This is a genomic window from Polyangiaceae bacterium (genome assembly GCA_016715885.1).
In the GTDB taxonomy this organism is placed as follows: Bacteria; Myxococcota_A; Polyangia; order Polyangiales; family Polyangiaceae; genus Polyangium.
This window is the reverse complement of sequence record JADJXL010000024.1, coordinates 20,753-41,948: the sequence shown is the minus strand read 5'-3', so window position 1 is coordinate 41,948 and position 21,196 is coordinate 20,753. Positions and strand designations below refer to the sequence as shown.

At 60.0% G+C, this 21,196-nt stretch carries 17 protein-coding genes; 3 read left to right on the top strand and 14 right to left on the bottom strand.

The genetic code is table 11. The features are described 5' to 3' along the window. Positions 1-62: 62 nt before the first annotated feature. From IPM54_34725 to IPM54_34710, 4 genes are read right to left on the bottom strand one after another with little or no spacing between them, the layout of a single operon-like run. On the bottom strand, positions 63-3,629 hold the full coding sequence (locus tag IPM54_34725; GenBank protein MBK9264924.1) for a serine/threonine-protein phosphatase: 3,567 nt from the start codon (positions 3,627-3,629) through the stop codon (positions 63-65). After that, positions 3,626-5,389 (bottom strand): hypothetical protein, encoded by a 1,764-nt coding sequence (locus IPM54_34720; protein ID MBK9264923.1) that lies wholly within the window; start codon positions 5,387-5,389, stop codon positions 3,626-3,628. The genes IPM54_34725 and IPM54_34720 overlap by 4 nt, the downstream gene beginning before the upstream one ends. Continuing rightward, positions 5,389-5,823 (bottom strand): hypothetical protein, encoded by a 435-nt coding sequence (locus IPM54_34715; GenBank protein MBK9264922.1) that lies wholly within the window; start codon positions 5,821-5,823, stop codon positions 5,389-5,391. Before IPM54_34715 ends, IPM54_34720 begins: the two co-directional genes overlap by 1 nt. Further along, the gene (locus IPM54_34710; protein MBK9264921.1) at positions 5,820-6,953 is read right to left on the bottom strand and encodes an AAA family ATPase; all 1,134 of its coding nucleotides are present in this window, start codon (positions 6,951-6,953) and stop codon (positions 5,820-5,822) included. The genes IPM54_34715 and IPM54_34710 overlap by 4 nt, the downstream gene beginning before the upstream one ends. A gap of 375 nt (positions 6,954-7,328) precedes the next feature. Between IPM54_34710 and IPM54_34705 the strand changes: the two genes are divergently transcribed. Next, complete coding sequence (locus IPM54_34705) at positions 7,329-8,783, top strand: hypothetical protein (protein MBK9264920.1); 1,455 nt, start codon at positions 7,329-7,331, stop codon at positions 8,781-8,783. 27 nt (positions 8,784-8,810) lie between these two features. Here IPM54_34705 and IPM54_34700 read toward each other — a convergent pair whose 3' ends face one another. From IPM54_34700 to IPM54_34690, 3 genes are all read right to left on the bottom strand, one after another. Further along, a complete protein-coding gene (locus IPM54_34700) occupies positions 8,811-11,180 on the bottom strand; it encodes a fused MFS/spermidine synthase (GenBank protein MBK9264919.1) in 2,370 nt (789 codons plus the stop codon). 71 nt (positions 11,181-11,251) lie between these two features. After that, complete coding sequence (locus IPM54_34695) at positions 11,252-11,641, bottom strand: type II toxin-antitoxin system VapC family toxin (GenBank protein ID MBK9264918.1); 390 nt, start codon at positions 11,639-11,641, stop codon at positions 11,252-11,254. Further along, on the bottom strand, positions 11,638-11,928 hold the full coding sequence (locus IPM54_34690; GenBank protein MBK9264917.1) for a hypothetical protein: 291 nt from the start codon (positions 11,926-11,928) through the stop codon (positions 11,638-11,640). The genes IPM54_34695 and IPM54_34690 overlap by 4 nt, the downstream gene beginning before the upstream one ends. Positions 11,929-12,852: 924 nt before the next feature. Between IPM54_34690 and IPM54_34685 the strand changes: the two genes are divergently transcribed. Together IPM54_34685 and IPM54_34680 are read left to right on the top strand one after the other, a co-directional pair. Then, positions 12,853-13,092: a hypothetical protein gene (locus IPM54_34685; GenBank protein ID MBK9264916.1), complete on the top strand. Its 240-nt coding sequence runs from the start codon at positions 12,853-12,855 to the stop codon at positions 13,090-13,092. Further along, complete coding sequence (locus tag IPM54_34680; GenBank protein ID MBK9264915.1) at positions 13,089-14,201, top strand: collagen-like protein; 1,113 nt, start codon at positions 13,089-13,091, stop codon at positions 14,199-14,201. The genes IPM54_34685 and IPM54_34680 overlap by 4 nt, the downstream gene beginning before the upstream one ends. A gap of 264 nt (positions 14,202-14,465) precedes the next feature. Here IPM54_34680 and IPM54_34675 read toward each other — a convergent pair whose 3' ends face one another. The 7 genes from IPM54_34675 to IPM54_34645 form a co-directional block, all read right to left on the bottom strand. After that, positions 14,466-15,377, bottom strand: coding sequence for a hypothetical protein (locus IPM54_34675; protein MBK9264914.1), 912 nt, complete (start codon positions 15,375-15,377; stop codon positions 14,466-14,468). A gap of 98 nt (positions 15,378-15,475) precedes the next feature. Continuing rightward, the gene (locus IPM54_34670) at positions 15,476-16,567 is read right to left on the bottom strand and encodes a ferritin-like domain-containing protein (protein MBK9264913.1); all 1,092 of its coding nucleotides are present in this window, start codon (positions 16,565-16,567) and stop codon (positions 15,476-15,478) included. Between the two features lie 276 nt (positions 16,568-16,843). After that, on the bottom strand, positions 16,844-17,140 hold the full coding sequence (locus IPM54_34665) for a type II toxin-antitoxin system Phd/YefM family antitoxin (GenBank protein MBK9264912.1): 297 nt from the start codon (positions 17,138-17,140) through the stop codon (positions 16,844-16,846). Between the two features lie 68 nt (positions 17,141-17,208). Further along, positions 17,209-17,979 (bottom strand): hypothetical protein, encoded by a 771-nt coding sequence (locus IPM54_34660; protein ID MBK9264911.1) that lies wholly within the window; start codon positions 17,977-17,979, stop codon positions 17,209-17,211. Positions 17,980-18,150: 171 nt separating this feature from the next. Further along, positions 18,151-19,422 (bottom strand): sigma 54-interacting transcriptional regulator, encoded by a 1,272-nt coding sequence (locus tag IPM54_34655; protein ID MBK9264910.1) that lies wholly within the window; start codon positions 19,420-19,422, stop codon positions 18,151-18,153. Continuing rightward, the gene (locus IPM54_34650; GenBank protein MBK9264909.1) at positions 19,419-19,760 is read right to left on the bottom strand and encodes a hypothetical protein; all 342 of its coding nucleotides are present in this window, start codon (positions 19,758-19,760) and stop codon (positions 19,419-19,421) included. Before IPM54_34650 ends, IPM54_34655 begins: the two co-directional genes overlap by 4 nt. A 109-nt stretch (positions 19,761-19,869) precedes the next feature. Further along, positions 19,870-21,177 carry a serine/threonine protein kinase gene (locus IPM54_34645; protein MBK9264908.1) on the bottom strand — a complete coding sequence of 436 codons (1,308 nt, stop codon included), beginning with the start codon at positions 21,175-21,177 and terminating at the stop codon, positions 19,870-19,872. Positions 21,178-21,196 lie beyond the last annotated feature (19 nt).

Sequence of the window (21,196 nt, the reverse complement as noted above, 5' to 3'; positions counted from 1 at the left end):
TCGAGGATGAACGATCGGGGTTCGTCGTCGAGCGAATAGTTTGTGTGCAAACGATCGCGTCGCTACACGCGCCACTCGCTGACGACCTTGCCGCGCGCGACGTCGATGACGAGCACGCGCCCCGATGCGTCGCCTACGACGAGGTTCCCTGCTTGAAAACGAATGTGCACCTTGGCAGCAGCTTCGAGGTGCATTTCGAGCAGCAATCGCTTGTCGCGAAGGTCGAACACTTTCAAGATGCAATCGCGGTCAGTGTCGAAGCAGAAGGCCCCGTAATGCCCCAAATCATCGATTGCTAAACTCGGGAAATCGCCCGCGTCGTGCTCGCCCAGAGTGGACCACTTCGTCTCGTGGGCATGGAGGACGGCGAAGCTGCGTCGTTTGGTATCTCCATGGATGAGCGTGCAGATGGCGGTCCCATTCGCGGCGAGCTCCAGGTTGATGAAAGAATGTCCGTCTTCAATGGGGACAGGGCGTCGTGCACGCAATCGGAATGACGGTAGCTCGAGCGTCCAAAATTCGTGCGCGCTATAGAAACTCGCTGTATTTGCAGATCTTGCCACCATGTCCGGGCAACTGCCCGGCTCCCTCATGTCCCAAATCGATTGAAAATTCTCCTCGAGCGCGTCGATCGCGTAAATACCCTCATTGTTTGAAACAAACCACATGGACCCATCAAAATTGCTTGCAAATTCATGAAGCGTTGCGTCGATCCATCGCTGCGCACGCTTTCGTACGAGATCGATTCGCGCCGTGCGACACGAGCGGCCGCGAGGGGTTATCGCAATCGCTCGATCACCATGATCCGAAATGACGAGCCGCTGCGCCGGCTGATCGAATTGCACCAGCGTTTTCCCTTCCGGCGATAGCATTCGTACGCCCGCTTCGCCCAGGGCCACGAGCAACCGTCCGCCCGGTAAAACCACTGCATCGTAAACGGGTATCGTCCCGATGTCGGTCGCAGCTCGCGTAATGATGCGTGTGGTCGGCGCCGGTTTTTCCTCCACTTCGACTTCGATCTGTTCGACAATCACTTCGCGCGAATCAGCCGCGCGAGCATTTCGAATGCGGACATCCGCGATCACCATTGCCATGTTGTCGTCGGCGCCTGCGTCGTAAACTTTTCCTTTTATGACCATGGCATCCTTCATCAACTTTACGGCCATGCGCTTTTCATGCGGCGCGTCCCGCAGCGACGCTTCGATGGCAGCGTCATCGATCATTCCGTGCACGCCATCGGTGCACAAGAGAATGCGGTCTCCATCGAGCAATCGCACGCGATAAAGATCGACTTTCGCCCGTTCGACGATCCCCAGCGCTCGCGTGATGATACTTTTGTGCTCGAACTTTTCAATCTCTTCGGCCGAGAGTTGTCCCTGAAGGATCAATTCGTTGATGAGTGAATGGTCCTTCGTGATCAATTTGATTTTTTCATCGCGGAAGATGTATGCCCGAGTATCCCCGACTTGGGCAACCCAAAGCACGTCACCAAAAAGCCGAGTCGCGGTAATGGTGGATCCACACCCATAAAACTTTCGATCATCGGTTGTCTTTTTATAAATGGCGGCACTCGCATCTTCGACTGCGCGGACGAGGTTCGTGCCGATCGATTCCGGGCTGAAATTTGCACTTTGCACCGACCGGGAAAGCGTCTTGAATGCCAAATCGACGATTTCGGCAGCGCTATAGCCGCCCATCCCATCCGCGACGGCGAAAAGCGCACCTCGCGTCGGCAAGGGTCGTTCCTGGACGATGTTCGCGTGCGGAGTGCACGTCGATTCTTCCACCATCGCCATGAGATAACCGTCCTCGTTCTGGGTTCGAGCCTTCCCGACATCCGATAACGCAGCCATCCACAACCGAACGTTGGGTACATGCGTCTCGCTCGGCGCTTGTCGACGAATATCCGCGAGCAGCACGGCATCTTCTGCGGCCGTGGTGAGCTTTTCGACGAGCGTTCTCGTATTGCGGTCGCTCTCGTGCGGGAGAAGTGCGCGGACGCACGCTCGCGCGAGAATGCGCATCGTCTTGGACGACGGATTCGTGAGAACCGATTGACCGAGCGCCGTCCACGTGGCGATCGATTCTTCGGATTCGTCCCGCGGCAATGCTCGAACGATGGAAACGACCGAATCGAACTCTTCCGGCACGAGCCACGCTTTCGTTGCCAAAAGGCGCGCTCCGGGAACCCCGCCGACCTCGATGCCCCGCTCGATCCAATCGCGCGCGATGTGCCGCGCCACTTCGACGGGCCAGATGGCTTGAACCGCCGCCGCGTAAGCGCCCGACGAGGCCAATTGATTGGCCCATAATACTCGCAATACCTCGGCATGATGAGGATGCGATTGTTCGAGTCGCGCGATGGCCGCAGCAAACGCACCCGTACGACGTGCAAGCAAAAGAGCTCGATCACGATCACCAGCAAGGATCCATTGACGAACGACGAGCGCCGGATCCAAATTGCGCCCTTCGGCAAGCTCGGCAGCCAATTGGTATTCGTGGTGTTTTTCCAAAAAGGAAACCGCTTCTTCGCTCGCACCGAGCAATTCTGCCAAAACGAACGCAGCTTCCTTGATTCGCCCTTGCTTCTCCAGTTGCTCGATTGCCTTTCGATAACGAATACGCAATTCCTCGAATATGTTCCCGCCAAACCCGAGCGTCGAAGATGCTTCGCCCCTGGTCGTGTGAATGGAAAGGTCCGTTCGAGGCGTGGGCACGCCGAGCGCCAGCGGTTTGGGCTTGCCCGTTCCATCACCTAGTGGAATGGCATGTCGCAATGCTTCATCGAGGTCCCCCGAGTCGAACATCGAAAACGTTTTTGCCAAATAATCTGCTTGACGACGACCAATCGACGACGCAAACCCTGCCCATAAGAGAAACTTCGCTGCCGCCGTATTCAGCGCCATGCGTAGTTTGTCCGTCCAATTTTCCTTCGGTTCACGCTCCGAGGGCCTTGCAACGAGCGCTCGGCTTTGCGTATGATTGCTCGAAACGCGCTTCGGCTTGCGTCCAAGCAATGCTGCCATTGACGACAGAACAGCAGAGAAGGAGCCAAGAAGCGACGACGCGAACCCTGGTTTGGTTGTCGTTGCCAATGATTGGTGCCCCTTGGCCAATGATTCGGCGAACGCGAGCGCTTCCGGCGATGGCGGACCAATTCCAGCAACCTTGCGCGGGTCGATCTCTTTTGCTGGTGGCGCCAAAAGCGGCCGAGCTAGCACTTTGCCAAGCGGTTTGACGTCTTCAGCGTGCCAATCGGAAAGATCAATCCATGTTGCCAAATCTTCGGGCGCAGACGATTCGAGCGTCGTGACGATGGTCTCCCCGCCGCGCACCAAAACAATCGCATCTGCAGTGGGCGCCAGCATATCGAGCTCGTCTGGATCGAGCGGCGCTCCTACGAGAATGCCGCGACAAAAGACGAGCGGCACGCCTGGCGCATGAGAGGCGGCGACCCATGCAGGCGCCAGCAGGCGCACGAAGAGCCCGCCCGCCAAACGCCGCACTTCTTCGACGCCGCGCATTTCGAGGATCCGGCGCCGGGCGACTTCGGTGCCAATGACCGATTCATCGATCCAAAATGCCGACGCTTGCACGGTGCCTCGATGCAAAAGCCGCCGCGGTTTCATGGTTCACCCAATCGCAGGCGAAGCACGAGCGTATTGTGCTCGCGCGAATACACGCACAGCTCGTTTTCCTCCGTGATGAATGCGGCCAGCCACGCGCGCACATTTGCCGTTGCGGCTCGAATGGGTACGGGCGAATTGACCCACGTCTCGGGGCGTTCCCCACCGACAAGCACGATTCGCGTGCGCGATTCGTCCAGCGAAACAAAACAGGGCTGCGCCGCATCGACGATTGCGAGCAAGGTATGACCGTCCTCGATTCTTTTGGAGCTTAGCCTCTTGCCCGCCGCGTCCATGAAAATCCAAGCTTCATTGCCGCGTTGCAGGCCGAAATGACCAGAAGGCGCCACGATCGCGTTGTCGAACGGAACATTCAGGAAGATGTCGTCACGTGGTTTGGGCGGAAATGAACGCATCAACGTCTGCGATACTCTGCACAAGATACAAAAATGATAGTCATGCTCGAATGCTGCGCGGGCAGTATTGGATAGCACTATCGCGGTATGCTTCTCGTGCATGAATGAAAAAACTTCGTCATATTCGTTGTACAAAAACCCGCTGGTGTCATCCACGAAAAAAAGTGTACCGAGTTTTGGTCGTTCACGCGAGGCGACGTCTACGGGCAAGATATACTGAGCGTTGGGCACGGAAGTGCCTGCGAGCGTACGATATTGCTCGTGACGCATCGACGTGCACCCTCGCTTCGACAGATGATGCAGCACGAGCGCGTCGTCGGTTTGCGCAGCCACGACGAGCGTACTGGACTTCTGATGTCGTCCTACGCCCACGATCCATTGGCCCGAAGGCGGCCGAAAAACACGCGGCTTGGGCACTTCCGTCGCATTGGGAGAATTCGGGATCGGAATCGTCAGCAATTCGCCCTCGCTTCCGCGCAAGAAAAGCTTTCGATTGGTCCGGCAGAAAACGATGTTCGTACGCGGATCGATGCTTGTTTTCGACTTCTGCGGCGTGACGCGCGCAACTTGAAACGGATCCCGAATGAGCCGCACCGACTCCTGCTTGGGAGGCAATTCCAATCGAACCGATCGAGGTTTTTTCTGATTGCCAAAAACATTCACGATGACATCGAATGGTTTGTCTGGGTCGAAACTGTCCTCGACTTCGACACGATGCGGAGATATTTCCGAAATGACCTGCGTCGTGCTCGGGCTCCCAACGAACCACACTTCGGGCTCTTCTTCATGAAATGCCTGATAAAAGCGCATGGCATCGTCGATGACCATCCGGCGATTACTCGATGCCTTCAGCAACTTGCGAACGCTCTCTTCATTGACGTCCGAAACCAATTCACCAGATTCATCTTGCAAGAAGCCCCATGAAAAACTCGCGCCGCCGTCCCGTGCACGTTGTGCCAATAAAATGAGCGCTGCAAGGTGCACGATGCGCGGCCCGCCGCGCCCATCCGGGCCCACGTCGAACAGCGCGACACATTGCCTTGCGACTGCGGGTTTTTTGTGCGCAATGTCGAGAAACGACAGCTCCCCCGTGCTCACCCGGCGCAAAAATTCGAGCGGCGCTTCTTCCGCAAGCGCCCATTCCGTCGCCAAAAGCCGATCGAACGATCCGCGTCGGCCAACGCCGTCGACTCCATCCGGTTCACCGCGCCCTCCGCCGTCCGGCGACACGAGCGGACCAATCAGCAGCGCGAGCTTGTCGATGACGCCGCCGAGCGCAATGGCCAAATCCTCTGGGAAAATCGATAACGATTGTCTCCAAGGTAATAACGCGCGAGGCAAATCCATCAGCGTTTTCCCTCCGAAAGAAACGCTTCGATGCGGTCGCGTCGCAAGCGCAATGCCTTGTTACAAGAAATGACCGTCAGCGTTTCAGGCAGAATCGCCAGCGGAGGCGATAACGTTTCAAAGCGATGTTTCATTGCACGTTCGAGCAAATTGGCCGTGGGCACGAGCGGCTCCATTCGGGTCGGCAAGAGCAACGACGGCGCCAATGGATCGCGCCCCAAATACAAAACGCCATCCACCCACGGCAAATCCGCTTCGTCACCCAAAAGGACGATCGTGTTTGGCCCCGCAACGCCCGCAAGTCGCAAAAGCGCCGCGTCGTCGAGATGGAGCAACCGATTCGCCAATTCTTTCGCGACGCTGCCCTGTGCCGCGACAGCGCACGCGACGAGCGGAGGCTCGCGATCGGACCACGTGACAAAACCCGCGTTCATTTTGCAGAGGCCAATGCAGCGACGATGCGTGAACGGACTTCCGCAAGCTCGGGAGGCATGGTCGTGGGCGAAAATCCCGCGTCGATTTCTCGAGCCACGCCTTCCAATTTTAGCCGAAATGCCGCCTTGTCTTCCGTGCTTGCAGCCGTATCGAGCAACCCGCGAGCGTGCGCGACGATTCGATTCGCACGCGCTTTCGGACCCGATGACCCCTCTTCGGCCGCTGCCGACAAGCTCGTGTTTTCCGACGAGGCCAACAAATCACGCAATGCATTTCGTGCGAGCTGCTGACCTGCTTCCGTGGGAATCGCGTACACGATGGGCCACAAGTCTCGTTCATCGGCTCGGTTTTTTCCCGCAATGGCGGCCGCAGCAGCCACGAGCCTTTGCACACGGGCCGCTCGCCTGTCCGTCAATTCGACGCCCACACCTCGCACGATCCGAATGGCCTGCGCCAATGCCGAACGAACGTGCGTCACATCGACGCTGCGAGCCGCACGAGACAAAACATCGATATCGTCGATGGATGCGATTTTCCCTTTTTCCGGCTGCCACTGCTGCCAGCTCGCGTCGAGCAATTCTTCCAGGCGTGAATCGCCAATGGGGCCGACGAAGACGCGCACGAGAAAACGATCGGCAAAGGCCGCGAGCGTTTCGTCTTCGGGCAATCGATTGGACGCGCCCACGCATACGCGCAAAGGACATTGAATCGACGTGTGACCGCGCCGAAATCGGCGTTCGTTCAGAATCCCGAGCAGCGTATTGAGAATCGCCGTCGAGCCGAGGAACACTTCATCGAGGAATGCAATGTCGGCTTCGGGCAACATGCCCGCCGTTTCGGTCTCGACGACGCCGTCTTTGAGCCGTTTCAGGCTCACGGGACCAAAGATTTCGCTCGGTTCGGTGAATCGTCCAAGTAGATATTCGAAGTACGTGCCCCCGAGGCTCGAAGCAATACGTCGCACCGCTTCGCTTTTCGCCGTGCCCGGTGGACCTATCACGAGCACGTGTTCGCCTGCGATGGCGGCCATGGCGATGAGCTCGACGAGTGCGCGGCGATCAATCAAGCCGTCGCTTGCCGCGATGATCGCGCGACGTACGGCGGCCTCGGCTTGGCTGAACGTGGACATGAATCGGAAGTCTACCACGGCGCCATCGCGTTGTGTCAATCACAATGATGCCTGCAATGAGGTATGTTGTTGGCAAAACATGGCGGCATTGCATGACGCAGGATGGTGGTTGCTTGGGCGAGGCGGGCATCTCATTGGGTAATGCCGTTCCGATACGGTACGGAACACCATTTTCGGCTTCGAGGAAGGCGAATTTGAAAATTCTCATTTCGGCGAGGACGCCGAATCGTGTATGTGTTCAATCATGGGCCGACGGCATCGGATTCAGAATCGAAATGACCGAGCGCCATTTCGGGCGCCACGAGACGATCACGCATCGATGCACGTTGCGTCGTTGATGTAAGGAGAATACTTATGTTTTGCATGTACCGTTGCTTGCTCACACTTGTTGCGGTTGTATTGACGGGCTGTGGCTCGTCGGCGAGCACGAATACGGGGGGCCAGGGAGGCCAAGGCGGCGCCGGGGGCGAAGGCGGCCAAGCAGGCCAAGGCGGCGCCGGGGGCGAAGGCGGCCAAGCAGGCCAAGGCGGCCAGGGAGGCCAAGCAGGAGAAGGAGGGCAAGGGGGTCAAGGAGGGCAAGGGGGTCAAGGAGGGCAAGGGGGTCAGGGCGGCCAAGGAGGGCAAGGGGGCGCCATGGCCGTGTGCACGCCAGGGACCACGCGCTGCATGAACGACGGGCAAGAGACCTGTGATTCGGCTGGGCAGTGGGGAGCTTCGGAAGCCTGCGCGCTTGGTTGCAATGGTGACGCGTGCACAAAGGTCGCCGAAATGGCTTTGGGCAACTCGCATTCGTGCGCGCTGCTGACCGACGGCACGGTTCGGTGCTGGGGCGGGAGCGAATACGGGCAACTGGGTGACGGGACGATCGGCGCCGGTACCATGCGCCCAAAGCCTGGGCCGGTGCTCAATCTCACTTCTGTGGTGCATCTCGCATCGGGACCCGAGCATACTTGCGCGACGCTTGCCGACGGTACTGCGAAGTGCTGGGGGCACAATGGCTTCGGCAAGCTTGGCGACGGGACGTTCACGAGTAGCCCGCTTCCAGTAAACATCGCAGGAATTACGGACGTTGCCGGTGTGACAGGGGGCCACTCACATACCTGCGCGTGGCTCACCAACAATTCTGCAATGTGCTGGGGCCTGAATCAATTTGGCCAGCTTGGCACGGGCAACGTCTCCAATTCCATGACGCCCGTCGCAGTCGTCGATTTGACCACGGCGAAGGCCATTTCAGCAGGCGGCAGGCACACCTGTGCATTGCTTCAGGATGAGACAGTAAAATGCTGGGGCGATGGATCTACGGGGCAGCTCGGCGACGGGACGTCGGGCGCGGGGGTCAAGAAGCTCACGCCGTCGCCCGTCCCCGGGATCGCGAATGCAGCGCAAATCGAGCTCAGCCATTATGCCGGTTGCACACGCTCGGTCGCGGGAAGCGTATCGTGCTGGGGTAGCAATTCGTTTGGTCAAGTCGGCGACGGGACGACGGTGGACCAACCGAACCCCACCCAAGTCGCTGGCCTGGCCGATATCCAATGGCTCGCCGGTGGTGTGTTGCACATGTGTGCATTGGACAAGGACGGCGTGGCGCTCTGTTGGGGTGGCGGCGCGGATGGGCAGCTTGGCGCCGGAGTGACGCCCGGTTCGCAGCCGCTCCCGAAGGCCGCGATGAACAAACCTGGCGCGGTCGGAATCGCAGCGGGCGACTGGCATACCTGCGTGTGGCATTCGGATGCAAACGCGACGGTGCAATGCTGGGGCGGCAATGGTACCGGTCAGCTCGGCAATGGCACGACCATGGGCACCAGTTTGCCGACCACCGTGGTGTGGTGACGTCGTTCTAGATACTTCTCGAAAGCCTCACGGACCAACGTGCCGCGCGATGGCATCCTTCGTCTTGTAAACCATCAGCATGTCGATCGTTTCTCGCAGCGACTGGTGATAATCGAGCACGTTGCCTTTCGGCGTTGCGTATTCGAGAAACAAGTTGTCGTCCGTCGATACGAACGGTTTGTCCGGTGTTTCGGAAATGAACCGATCGAGATCCTCCTCGGACGCGACCAGCTCGTCGAACAAACTCAGCATCGGCGCGCCATTCAACGTTTCGCGAATGCCCGGCTCCGTCGAAAGGCGCTCGAGACGCTCACGCGAAGCGACGAGCGGCTCCATGCCCGCGACGAGGATGCCCTGAGCGCCTCCGACGAACAGCGCGACATGGGGAAACACGCCGCGCAGCGTGCGCACGATTGCTGTGAGCTCGCGGCGTCGGATGTGATGAAGCTGCACCCACTGCTGGAGAATCCCGCCTTTGGCCAATCGTGCGCGGACCAGCTCGTAGAATTCGTGACTGTACAGGCTCGAGGCTCCCGCAAACCACACGCTCGTCAGCTCCATCGTGACGAGATCGTAATTTCCAGGAGAAACGAGCAGATGGTTGCGCCCATCCTGATGCGCGAGAACGACGCGCGGATCCGCAAGCGAATTGCGCGCCGGTCCCGCGAAGAACTTTCGTGACGCGTCGACGATCGACGGCGATATTTCGGCGACTTCGATGCGTTTCCACGGGTACGCCGTGATGGTGCCGAGCGTCGTGCCGGTGCCGAGGCCGATGACGAGCACGCGGTCTTCGTTTTTCACGAACATCGACGGAAAGTGCGCGAAACGCCGCTGCGCAGGCATCTCGGGTCCGTTGTCACCTTGGAACTTGCCGTTCGTGTAGAGCGTCAGCACGTCGCCTTTTCGCGCGACGCTGGTGACGCCGCCATGAACGTCCTCCCACATGGCGTCGATCGAATCCGGCGGCGGACCAGCGGTGAAGTAGACGTTCGCGCCGTTGGTCATCCGAGCCATGTTCCACGTGGGAGCGACGATGACGATGACCGTTGCAACGGCAGGCAGCGCGAATCCGCGGGGTTCCGTGATGGGTTTGTCCGCGAACACGCGGTACGCAGCAACGGCGGCGATCGCGAGCAGCGCGGTGACGGCGACGAGCGTCCCTTGCGAACCGAGCAGCGGAAGAACGAAGTAGCCGGTGAGGATCGAGCCGAAAATGGTGCCGATCGTGTTGGCGACGGTGAGTCTTCCGACGCGTACAGCGACGTCGTGCCGAGCTGCAACGCGGCTGAGGAGCAGTGGGAAGGTTGTTCCAAGAAAAACCGTGGGCACGACGAGGATGGCGAGCGCCGCGATGGCTCGAACGATTTCGCGTCCGGCCCACGAATGGACGTGTTTGCCGGCGAAGAGAAACAAGCGCGGAAGCTCGGCCCAAAGCGGCATCGTGAGGGCCAGCGACAGCGCTGCAGCTCCGAGACCGAGCGCCATGGCGCGGTCGCCGTGACGAGCGGCGAATGCGTGCGATCGGGCAGCTCCGACGGCGAGGCACACGAGGAACACGGCGAGCATGAGGCCAAATGCGTAGGCGCTGTTGCCGATGAGCAGCGCGAGCAGGTGCGTCTCGACGACCTCAGCGGCGAACACGACAAACCCCGACGCGAACGCGAACGCGAGCATCGTGCCTTCGCGATCGGGTGCGTTTGTTACGACAACTGGTTCATCCTTGGAAGGTTTGACCTCCAGCGATGCGTGCGCTGCGCTCGAGCTGCGTTTGCCGACGATGAGCGCGATCGTGCCGATGACGATGTTGGTGATGGCGGCGGCCCAGATCGTTCCGCGCACGCCGAGTGCAGGCAGGACCGCGTAGGCGCTCGTGAGTGCACCGAGGGCTCCGCCGGCGGTGTTGATCGCGTACAGAATCGACAAGCGGCGTTCGCTGCCCGATTCTCTTTCACCAGCAACGACGCGCGACAGGATTGGCAGCGTTGCGCCCATGGCGACGGTCGGCACGATGACGATGCCGACGGCCATTGCGGCGCGTAGTGCGGTGATCGTGGCGAGCGAGTCGGGCGCGTTTTGCGCGAGTGACACGTACACGCGCGTGAGTGCTTCGAGCGCGACGGGCGAGACGGCGCAGACGATGCCGACGATGATTTCGAGCACGCCGTACGCGGCGAGCGGTTTGCCGAGCTTGGAGGCGTGTTTGCCGCCGATGTGAGCGCCGAGCGCGAGGCCGCCCATGAACGACGCGAGCACGGTGCTGATGGCGTACGCGGTGGCGCCGAAGACGTACCCGAGCAGCTTTCCGAACGCGACCTCATAGAGCAAGCCGGTGGAGCCCGAGACGAGAAACAGGAGCACTACGAGTGAAAACCGAGGTCGCACGCGGCGGACCATAGTCGACGGATGGGCGGATGACGAACTATCGTGCGCGTCACGGTGGGGTGGTATTCGCCAGGTTCGACGTCTCACCAGATGATCGAGAGGCCTGGGCTCGATTGAATGAGGCTATCGGATGTGATCAACGTCAAACCTTCGAGCATTGCTGTCGCGACGATCATTCTGTCGGCGGGGTCATTATGTGAAAGAGGCACTTCGCATGAAAATGCGGCAATGGCCGACGTAATCGGTCGCTCGACGATTCGATGTGTTCGCAATGCTGCCGAAAACCATTCACGTGCCGACAATGGCAATACGAGTTTCCCTTTACGGACCTTGACGGCAATTTCGAAAGCGCTGATTGCCGAAACGAAAAGCTCCGCATCCTCACTGGACAATGCGCGTATGCACTCGTTCGATAATTTTTCCCGGTCGCCCATCAGCCATAACAAGACGCACGTGTCGAGCAACAATTTCATGGCCGATCGACCTCGGGCCAATCGCTCTCGTCCAGGGGAGCTACAGGATCATCGTAAAACACAATCCGGCCGAGCGCAGGATCTTGCGGCAAGCGTTGCGCGAGCTTCTCCAGCAATTCGGTCCGGGTTGCACCGGAAGCCGACGGTGTTTCGGCGGGACTCGCAACGTTCGAGGCGATTTCCGAGAGAACTATCACTTCCGCGACCCCGGATGGAAAGTCGGGCGGAAGTTTTACGACGAGATCCGCACTTGGCTCGACGATGACTCGAATTTTATGGGCGTACATCGGCCGTGGCTCCTCGTGTACTTACGAAACCTCGGTTTTGAGTTCTTGTCAAGGCATGCTCATGCACGTACAGACGACGACTCAGCCGTGCGTGCAGCTCACTGCGTCGTTTGCTGCTTGCCAAGCCCATCATACCACCCGCTCGCGCCTCACCGACAACCATCCACATTCTGGAGATCGCGAGAGCAGAGGCGTTGGCGAGAGGAATTTGGGCGTAGGCCGGTAAATGTGCAGCGTTCCCACGTTAGACTTGATGTTACGGAGATCTACGACAATCTCGCTCCGGACAATGGCAAATCGCTCCCTCACCCGTCCGATCCGCCGTTCCTCCGCCACCCCTTCGCCCTCGAGGACGCCTGATCACGCGATCCGGCCGCAAGGATCGCCATCTCACTCGTCCGATTTGGCGTTGTCGACCCTCGGCAACGATGTTTCACCTCTCCGATCAGGCGTTCTCCTGCCAAATTTTGGTCATGCAGACGTCAACATGGTCGATTTCCGAGACAAGAACGGCAAATCGGCACGGAACTTGCCCTGATCAGCGGACATCAGACGGTGATGATGGCGACACGACGGCGGTTCAGGGTCAAGGCGGCATGGGGCCATTCGAACTCCACCCGGCACCCTAAATCGAAACCGCGCCGCCGCAATCGCGCCACGACGATGGTCGTGCATTCCCTGCGCTCGCACGCATATCGTGCGCTCGCACAAAGCATCGTCCGCTCTCATTGCCCCGTAATGCGTACGGTATGGTTCGTGCTAACGCGCTTCGATTCAGGAGGCAGGATGTTACGTGCAATGGGATTGGCAGCCATCATGGCCGCAATAACCCTTGTCTTTGCCGGCTGTAGCGACGAACCCCCCCCGACGACGACGGGCGGAAGTGGCAGCGGAGGCTCTGCAGGGGAAGGCGGCAGCGGTGGAATGGGCGGCTCGGGAGGCTCGGGCGGCTCGGGAGGCATGGGCGGCTCGGGAGGAACGGGTGGCATGGTCAATTACGGGCCACCGGGACAAGACTTCGTCACCGCGGGCAACGTATCGAAAAGCCCCGGTTATCGGCTCGAGTGGACGTTTGGGCAATCCACGACCAACCAATCGAAATCGTCTTCGCCAGGGTATCGACTGCAGGGAGGGCTCATTGGAGCCAATGGGAGCTTGCCATGAAGAATAGCTTGTTTTTTTCGATGATCTCGGTGGCTGCCCTGGCGACGACGCTCGGCGTCGCCAACGTCGCATGGGCCGACGTGCCGCAAACGCTCACGCACCAGGGCCGTCTTTATAATGCCGATGGACAGCCGATCTCCTCGGCGACGACCATGGTATTTCGCATTTACGACGCCGGTGGCACCGAGGTCTGGAGCGAATCGCATACGGTCACGTTCGACGACGGCTACTACTCGATCGCGCTGGGCAGCAAAGCGCCGTTCCCGGCCGACGTGTGGAACAATCCTTCGCTCGAAATGGGCATTACCGTGGGTTCGGATCCGGAAATGCTTCCTCGAGCGACCATTCGCAGCGTCCCTTATGCGCTCGTCGCAGGCGATGCCGTTGGCGATATCCACCCGAATAGCATTTCCATCAATGGGACCACGATCATCGACGACCAAGGCAAATGGATTGGCGATTCGACGGGACTCGTGGGGCCTGTAGGACCAACCGGCCCGCAAGGCGAAATGGGACCGATTGGACCAACCGGCCCGCAAGGCATCGACGGTGCAATCGGGCCGATGGGATTGCAAGGTGCCACGGGTGCTATGGGTCCGACGGGTCCAACCGGTGCGATGGGCCCAACTGGTGCGATGGGTCCAACCGGTGCGACGGGTCCTCAGGGTCCGCAAGGACCCGCCGGCCCAACATTGATGAAGCGTGTGACCTTTTCATTCGCCAACGTCCCCGCTACGGGCGGCGGGAATGGTCAACTGGCGACGCTCACATTTACGCCCCCCGTGAGTGGAACGGCGCTCCTTTCAGCTCGAGGCTGGTGCAACGTCATCGGTCTCGCCGCGAGCACGAGCGAAGTCAATATCGGCATCGGCCCGACTCTGGCCACGGTGTTCAACACACCCGTGCAGGAATGGGGCGTCATCCGCATTCCCGGCGGAGTGCCGACCTCAATCGACTTCTCGGAATCCTTCAGCGCAGAAACGACACTTGCGGTAACAGCCGGCGTTCCGCAGACCGTCGTCCTCGGCGCTCGGCATGTTTCGGGCACCGCTGCCGACGACTGCTCGGGCACGTTCACCGTGAGGGTTTTCACGGGCACGTTGCCGTAATCCCCGCTCACGTGCCTTCGTGAGCCGCACCAATCCGAACATCGTGCCCACGGCGAAAACGTCGCTCATGCGAGCGCCTGCACCATCATTCGAACGTCGATGGAGACAAAACGTATGGCAGCTCCGTTTCGTGTCCGCACCCCACGTCTGGAGCTCATCCCTGCACGATCGAGCTTACCCGCGCCGAGTTGGATGACCGGGCGCGTTTTGCCGCGCTGCTCGACGTCGCCCCGGTGACGGACTGGCCGCCGCCGCTGAACGATGCTACTTGGCGTTTGGATCGGCCAGCCACACAGCGAGCTCTTGGGGTGACAGGTCGAGGACGACATCACCCAAGCGCTCGGGTCCCACGGCCTTCAGACGTTTGCGCAGGATCGCATGCTCGTCGTCGGACAAGCGTCGTGCAAGGCGCCGCTCGAACAGGTGCACCAACGGTGCGAGCCCAGCGTCGTGGCCATCGTTGCGGATTTCTTCGATGACGTCTGGGGCGATGAAGCCGAAGTACTTCTTGATGAAGAGTCGGCGGCTTTGCGGATCGCGTGCCGGCGTGTTCTGCAAGTAGTCCATGACTTCTTCGAACGTGATCCCCATGGGAAGGGAGTCTAGCAGATCGACGACCCAGGTGGAAGGTTTTCGTCGGGCGACCCAACGGGCAAACTCTTGGAGGGGTCGTCCCGAGCGAGCGACGAGGAAGGGAATGAGCTCGTCCGCGAGCGGGAGCTCGTTGGCAGCGATCCACAAGAAGTCGAACGAAGCAGGCTCGATGCGATAGCAACCTTGTGCAACCGAACGAATTTGGCGCACTTCGCGAATCCAGCCTGGAAGGATCGGCGCGACGAACCATAAGGGGACTTGACCTCGAAAAGGTTCGTCTGGATGCTCGACGCGTTTGACCTGACGAGCTTGCCTTCGCAAAAGCGCACGCTCTTTTGCTTGCAAATCGACGTGATCACCCGGCATCTTGATTTCGAGCACGACTTCGCCGTGTGTTGCTGCGAGCGACCATGGTGGAATCAGTGCATCGACGAGCAGCGGGTCTTTCACGACGAGCAGTCCGTCGAGACGAACGTCGGACAAACCGAGCTCGGGACCAACCTGAAAGGCAATGGCCCCGCGAGTGGCGGCGGGGGTTTCTTCGGCAAATTTTCGTTTGGCGAACTGGTCGAGTTGGCCCACGAAGAGGCTGGTAGTCGAGCGATGAGGGAAAGTCCAGTTTTTCCGGGACACTCGTCATCGTCTTTTCGGAAATGCCTCCTCAGCCGCCGTCGCGTTGATCATCCGTCGATGAGGGGGTTCACGTCATTGCCACGGTATTTCGCCGCCACGTTTTCCCCCCAGATGCTCCGGCGCAATCGTCGAGCCAATCCCGTCGCTTCCGCGATCGTCGGAACACCGGCGCATCGCCGCACGTCGGGGCTCGGCTCCTGCAACGACCCTGCAAGGGCTTCAATGGCCTGGTGTCTCCGTGATTCGACGATTTCGCGCTGGATCGGATCGAGGTGACCGTCGAGGAATGCGGCAATTCGCAACGCAAGCGCTGCGTGCCCACACTCTTCGTCGGCAATACGCGCCATTGCTGCGCGGATTTCCGGGTCCTCCGCATATTCGGCCTGAAACAATGCCGTCGCTGCGGCGAATGTCTCATTGACGAGACCCTCGACGGCGTTTTCCAATGCAATGTCGAACGCCGATCGCTTGGCAACAGGCTCGACCACCGGATTCTCCACGCGAATCCCATGACGCTCGGCAAAATGCGTCATTTGCGCGGCGTGGCGCACCTCTTCGCGAGCGGCATCGGCCAGATCGTTCAACAAATCGCTCGGGGCACCCAGGTCCTCCAATTCGGCGCGAAGCTTTTCGAAAGCAATGACCGCGGCTGCCTCGAAATAGGCCGAAGTCGCGAAGTATCGCCCGATCGCTCGAGTATCCAGCGTCATCTCGACGAGGCCCGCGGGGCGCCGCCCTGGAACGGCACACTCCGTCGTGTATTCCGTTCCCGATTCGGTCACTTCACAAGTCACGGAGGCCCCTCGCATGGGACAGGTGGGTCCGCCTCCGCCGCCCCCTCCGCCGCCTGCACCCGATGGATTCGCATCCTCATAAGCTTGGATGTATTGATACTCGAGGTGACAACGATTGTACTTGGCATTCCCACAGAGGTCCGTGCAGGCTGACGACTGCAAACCGTACCCAAAGTAGCCGAAGGTCACGAATTGTGCGGCGTCGCATGCGGCGGCTGCATCGAGCTGCACGTTCTTGCTCTCCACGACCTCGGTGTACGGGCATTCGGTGCACGAAGCGATGGTGAATGTGGCGGGCATGAAGATGGCTGCATAGAGAAGTCGAACGAGTTGATCCTTGTTCATGGCAAGCGAAGTTAGCAGAACAAGGACCAGGGAAGCGAGTGGTTACGTGAGCATTTGGGGCGCGCAGCTGTTCAGCTTCCCCTCGCTCACAGGATATGAGCGTCTTCGAAGGGATCGTAGATCGGAATGCCGAGCCCGTGGAGGTGAGCGACGTTTCTCGTGGCGATTCCCAATGAATGCGCTTTGGCCGTTCCGAGAATCAGCAAATCGCGATGTTCGACCGAACGGCCTTGCCGACGCGCTTCAACCTCGATCTCTGCGCTTGCCAGCGCTGCATCACGACATTGGCTCGGGCGCGAAGTCCTCGACACCACCGTCATGTTGCTGCTTCAGTGCCTCCACGCGTTCGAGAAACCGTGCGCCGGCTGGTTCTCCGCTGCCTCGCCCTGCCGTGAGGCGATCGTATTCTTCGACGGCGAGGACGACAGCGACATCGCGACCGCGACTATGAATGATGGTTGGCCCTCCAGCCGCATCGCGAAGAATTTCGGAAAGCCGGCTCTTGGCTTCCGCGATGCCGAGCCGTCGAGGACGAGGGGGAGGAGCAGGAGACTTGCGCGCGGCCTGTTTCATGACCATCGAGGTCTATCATCTGGTCATCTTGGAGACAACAGGAGTTCAACGCCGATGATGGTTCAGGGTCACGTCGGCGAGGGTAGGGGGGCATCCACGTCGCCGCCACCGGGTTCGTCGCTCAGGGGCACGCGGGCGGCGCGACGAGCGGCATAGGACGCATTGCGGCTGAGAATGAATTGGCCGAGCTCTTCCTTGCGATTGTGCCGAACGAGGATCGATTCGACGAGCAATGTATGCGCATAGGCCGCTCGGTCGAAAGCATCGCGCGCTGCACGCAGCAAAGTTATTGCTTGCGCGTCTTCCTTGGTCTCCCGGCTGAATTCCTGGGCGTCATTCTTGGCCGATTGATGAACGGCGCCGAAAGAATCGGCATAACCGAGCGGCACGAGGTCCGGTTCGGTTCCCAGCGCTTCGACGACCGTACCGACGAATTCGATGATGTCACCTTGTGACAGTCGCTCGAGGTCCGATTGCGACAAACGGAACGTCCGATCGACGAGACGTTTGCGGCGTTCGATTTCGGTCGCATTGATGGCGACGTCCGGATCGACGTTCAGCAAAGCATCTTGAACTTTACCGCGCACGAATGCATAGCGACGCACGAGGGCCGCGATGGAATCGGCGAGCTTGGCGCGTTCGGCATCGGTTTCGCCGCGCTCTCGGACGACGCGTCCCGCGGCTGATTGCAGGGAAACGCGTTCCTGGGCCAATTCGTCGCGAGATGCGACGATGGCCATTTGATATGTTGCATTGGGAGTCAACGTGACGGGGCTTGCGACCGCGCTGATATCATGGCGTGACTCGAGCAGACGTCGACGATCTTCTTCCGTATACATCGTGCACCTCGCGAGTGTGGGATGCAAGAACACACGGAATTTGCGGGATGGTCAACTGTTTTCGTTGGCAAGCACGAAGAAAATGGACTGGATTTCGACGGGTCGCGTTCGGAAAGCTGCTCGGGTAGCTCGATGAGGCTCAATGTTCGGCGTGGCGAGAAGCCCGCTCACTCAGCCCTCGGCCTGCACCTTCTTGAGCAACCTCAAAAGCTTCGCCCGATCCACTCCCAGCCGCCGCGCCGCCTCCATCTGATTACCTCTGCATTCCCGCAGCACCCGATTCACCAGCTCCCGCGTCAGCGGACGCTTGCCCAAATCATCCGCGCTCGGCCCCAGCACCTCGGCGATCGCTCGCAACCGCAATTCTCGCGACGGCGTTAGATGCGTCACCAGCAAGTCGAGCTCCCGCACGTTGCCCTTCCACGGAAATAGCAAGAGCCTCTCGAGCGCCTCGATTTCGATGCCCTCCGGCTCCAGTGTCTCTTTACGACGTTGATAAAGCGTTTGCAGAATGGCGAAGATATCCTCGGGGCGCTCGCGCAGCGGCGGAATGTAGAGGCGCGGCGCGAACCGAGACCGTAAATCCAATCGAAACGTGCCCGCCTCCACCATGGCATCGAGCGGCCGATTCGTCGCCGCCACGAATGTCACGTCGATGTCTTTGATTGCCTTGCTTTCACCTACCGGCCACACTTCGCGTTTTTCGAGGAGCCGCAGGATTTTCGGCTGCAAATCGAGCGACAGCTCGCCGATTTCATCCAGAAATACCGTCCCTCCCCGGTGCGCCCGAATGACCCCTTCGCCACCTCCTTCGCTTCCTGAAAAGGCCCCCTTTTTCCACCCAAACAGATGCGATTCGAACACCGAAGCGGGAATCGCTGCCACGTTCACCGGCCCGAAGCTTTTGTTTTTGCCGCGCAATAGGATGGCAATCTGCTCGGCGACGAGCTCCTTGCCCGTCCCCGTCTCTCCCTCGATGAGCACGCTGCGCCCCTGTTGATTCGTGAGTTTCTCGAGGTTTTGGCGCAAACTCCGCAATCCGAAAGGACTGACCAGCTCGCCGAGAGGAGCATCCGGCTGAAAAGAGCCGGTAAACGAGCTGCGAAAGACGAAGAGCGAGCAGCCAATTCGAACCACGGCACCTTCGGGCATTTCGACAGGCTCCTCCGCGCCAATCGCATGACCATTGACGAACGTGCCATTGCGGGATTTGACGTCTTCGATTTTATGCACGCCGCCGAGCCGCGAGAAGCGCAAGTGTCGGCTGGAGATTTCCTTGTCGAGGATTCCGCGGTCGGCGAAGTCCTTGCGCCCGATGGTATTACCGGAGCTTGGCACCGGAAACACCACGAGCATGGGAAAGACGCAAATCAGTACGGGCTCGCCTGGTTTTGCATCGGGCGGAGGAGGAACGCGATGGTCGTGGGTGGTCGTCGTGGTCATGGATCGTCGAGATAAAATTTTATTTCAGTGTTGTCTTTGCCGAACTTCCGGCTCAGTCCCACGCATAACGTGGAAACCAACAAGCTTTTCGAGGTATTGGTTTTGCCCCGCGCCGAGACGTGTCCGCCCTCCTCGACCTCTACGTACAAATTGCCCTCCAACAGATCCCGCGTCGTCACCGGTAGCCGTTCGACGTATGCCACGCCGCGATTGGGGGCAGCAATGTCGGAAGCGTCGCGTTTGCGCACGCATTTGGCGCTGGTCTGAGGATCCGTTGCCCGCCAAAAGCAAACCTTGGCGCCGAGCGAGTTTGCTTGTACGCTCGCGAGTCGAAGCATGAAGGATCGATTGGGGTCGAGGGGTTTGGCACAACGCTCCGGCACGTACGACCGGCCGGAGTTGCACCGTGTACACTTCGTTTTCTCGGTGTGCTCGCAATAGGTATTTTTAATATTTTTCTGCGGCTCCTTGCATTCCGGACCGCCGCAACATTCCCCCTGCTTCTGGACGGGAGGTCGCACGTTCATACCCAGGCTTCGTTGCCGGTGCCGGGGGCTCCGGCGATTGCGCCACCGAAGTCGCCTGCGGCAGCGGAATGAGCGGTGATTCGGCATCCGTCGATTTGCCCGCATCCTTGAAATAAATGACGGCCGCGAGCGCCACGATGGCCAGCGCCAACGCATACAGCGGCCCGTGAATCGACTTTGCCACAGGACGCTCGTGGACCGGTGGCGGAGGCGGACCGGGCGAAACCATGGGCATCGGCGCCGTCATCGGCTCCGTCGCGGGAGTCATTGATCTGCCAACCCGCGGCGAGCTCGGCGACAATGACCCCGGAGCTGGCGTATGCGTTTCCGTGCGGGAAATCACGGGCCGCGCAGGCATGCGGCCCGTCCGCAAAATCTCCAGCAATTCGCCTCCATTGCGCGGTCGATCCTCCGGTCGCAAGGCCAAGCAAGCATTCATCGCCAAACCCCACGCCCCAGGCATGCTTCGCGGCGGCCACGCCCGCGCTCCCGAAAGCAGTTCGCGATAACGCTGCGCCACGACCTCGAAAGACGCCGAATGCCCAAGTCCCGTCGGATGCCCACCGAAATGCAGCTCATACGCAATCACGCCAAACGCAAACACATCTCGCGCGCAGCTCTCTTCGGACGAAGCTCGCCCCCGCGGATCGAACAGCTCGGGCGACAAATACGGAATCGTCCCAATCACTCCGCCCACCGACGTGAGCTTTTGCGGATTGCCGAGGGGCACGGCAATGCCGAAATCGACGAGCTTGACGGTGCCCGGCAAATCCGGCCGACTCCAAAAGCCGTCGGTCACGAGGATGTTTCCCGGCTTCAAGTCCCGATGCGCCAAACCCGCTGCGTGTACATGCGCGAGCACCTCCGCCACTTGGCGCAGAATGGCCATGCGCTGGGCTTGATCGAGCCGGCCTTCGTGCACGAGGTCATCGAGCGGACGACCTTGGACGAGATCGAGCACGACGCCGACGAGGCCGCGATCCAAGTCTTCAAAGAGCCCGTAACACGCACACAGCGACGGATGCGTCAAGTGCGCCAGGATTTTGGCTTCACGCCGAGCTCGCACGAAGGCCGCTTGACCCGCATCCGCAAGCTGCACGATCTTCAGTGCGCGCAGCGAGCCTTCATCGAGCGGATCGACGACTTGCCAAACCGATCCTTGCCCGCCTTTGCCCAGCGGCCGGACCAGCGTATATCGATCGATGCGATCACCCGCACGTAGTTCCACGCGGGCGATTGTACACGAG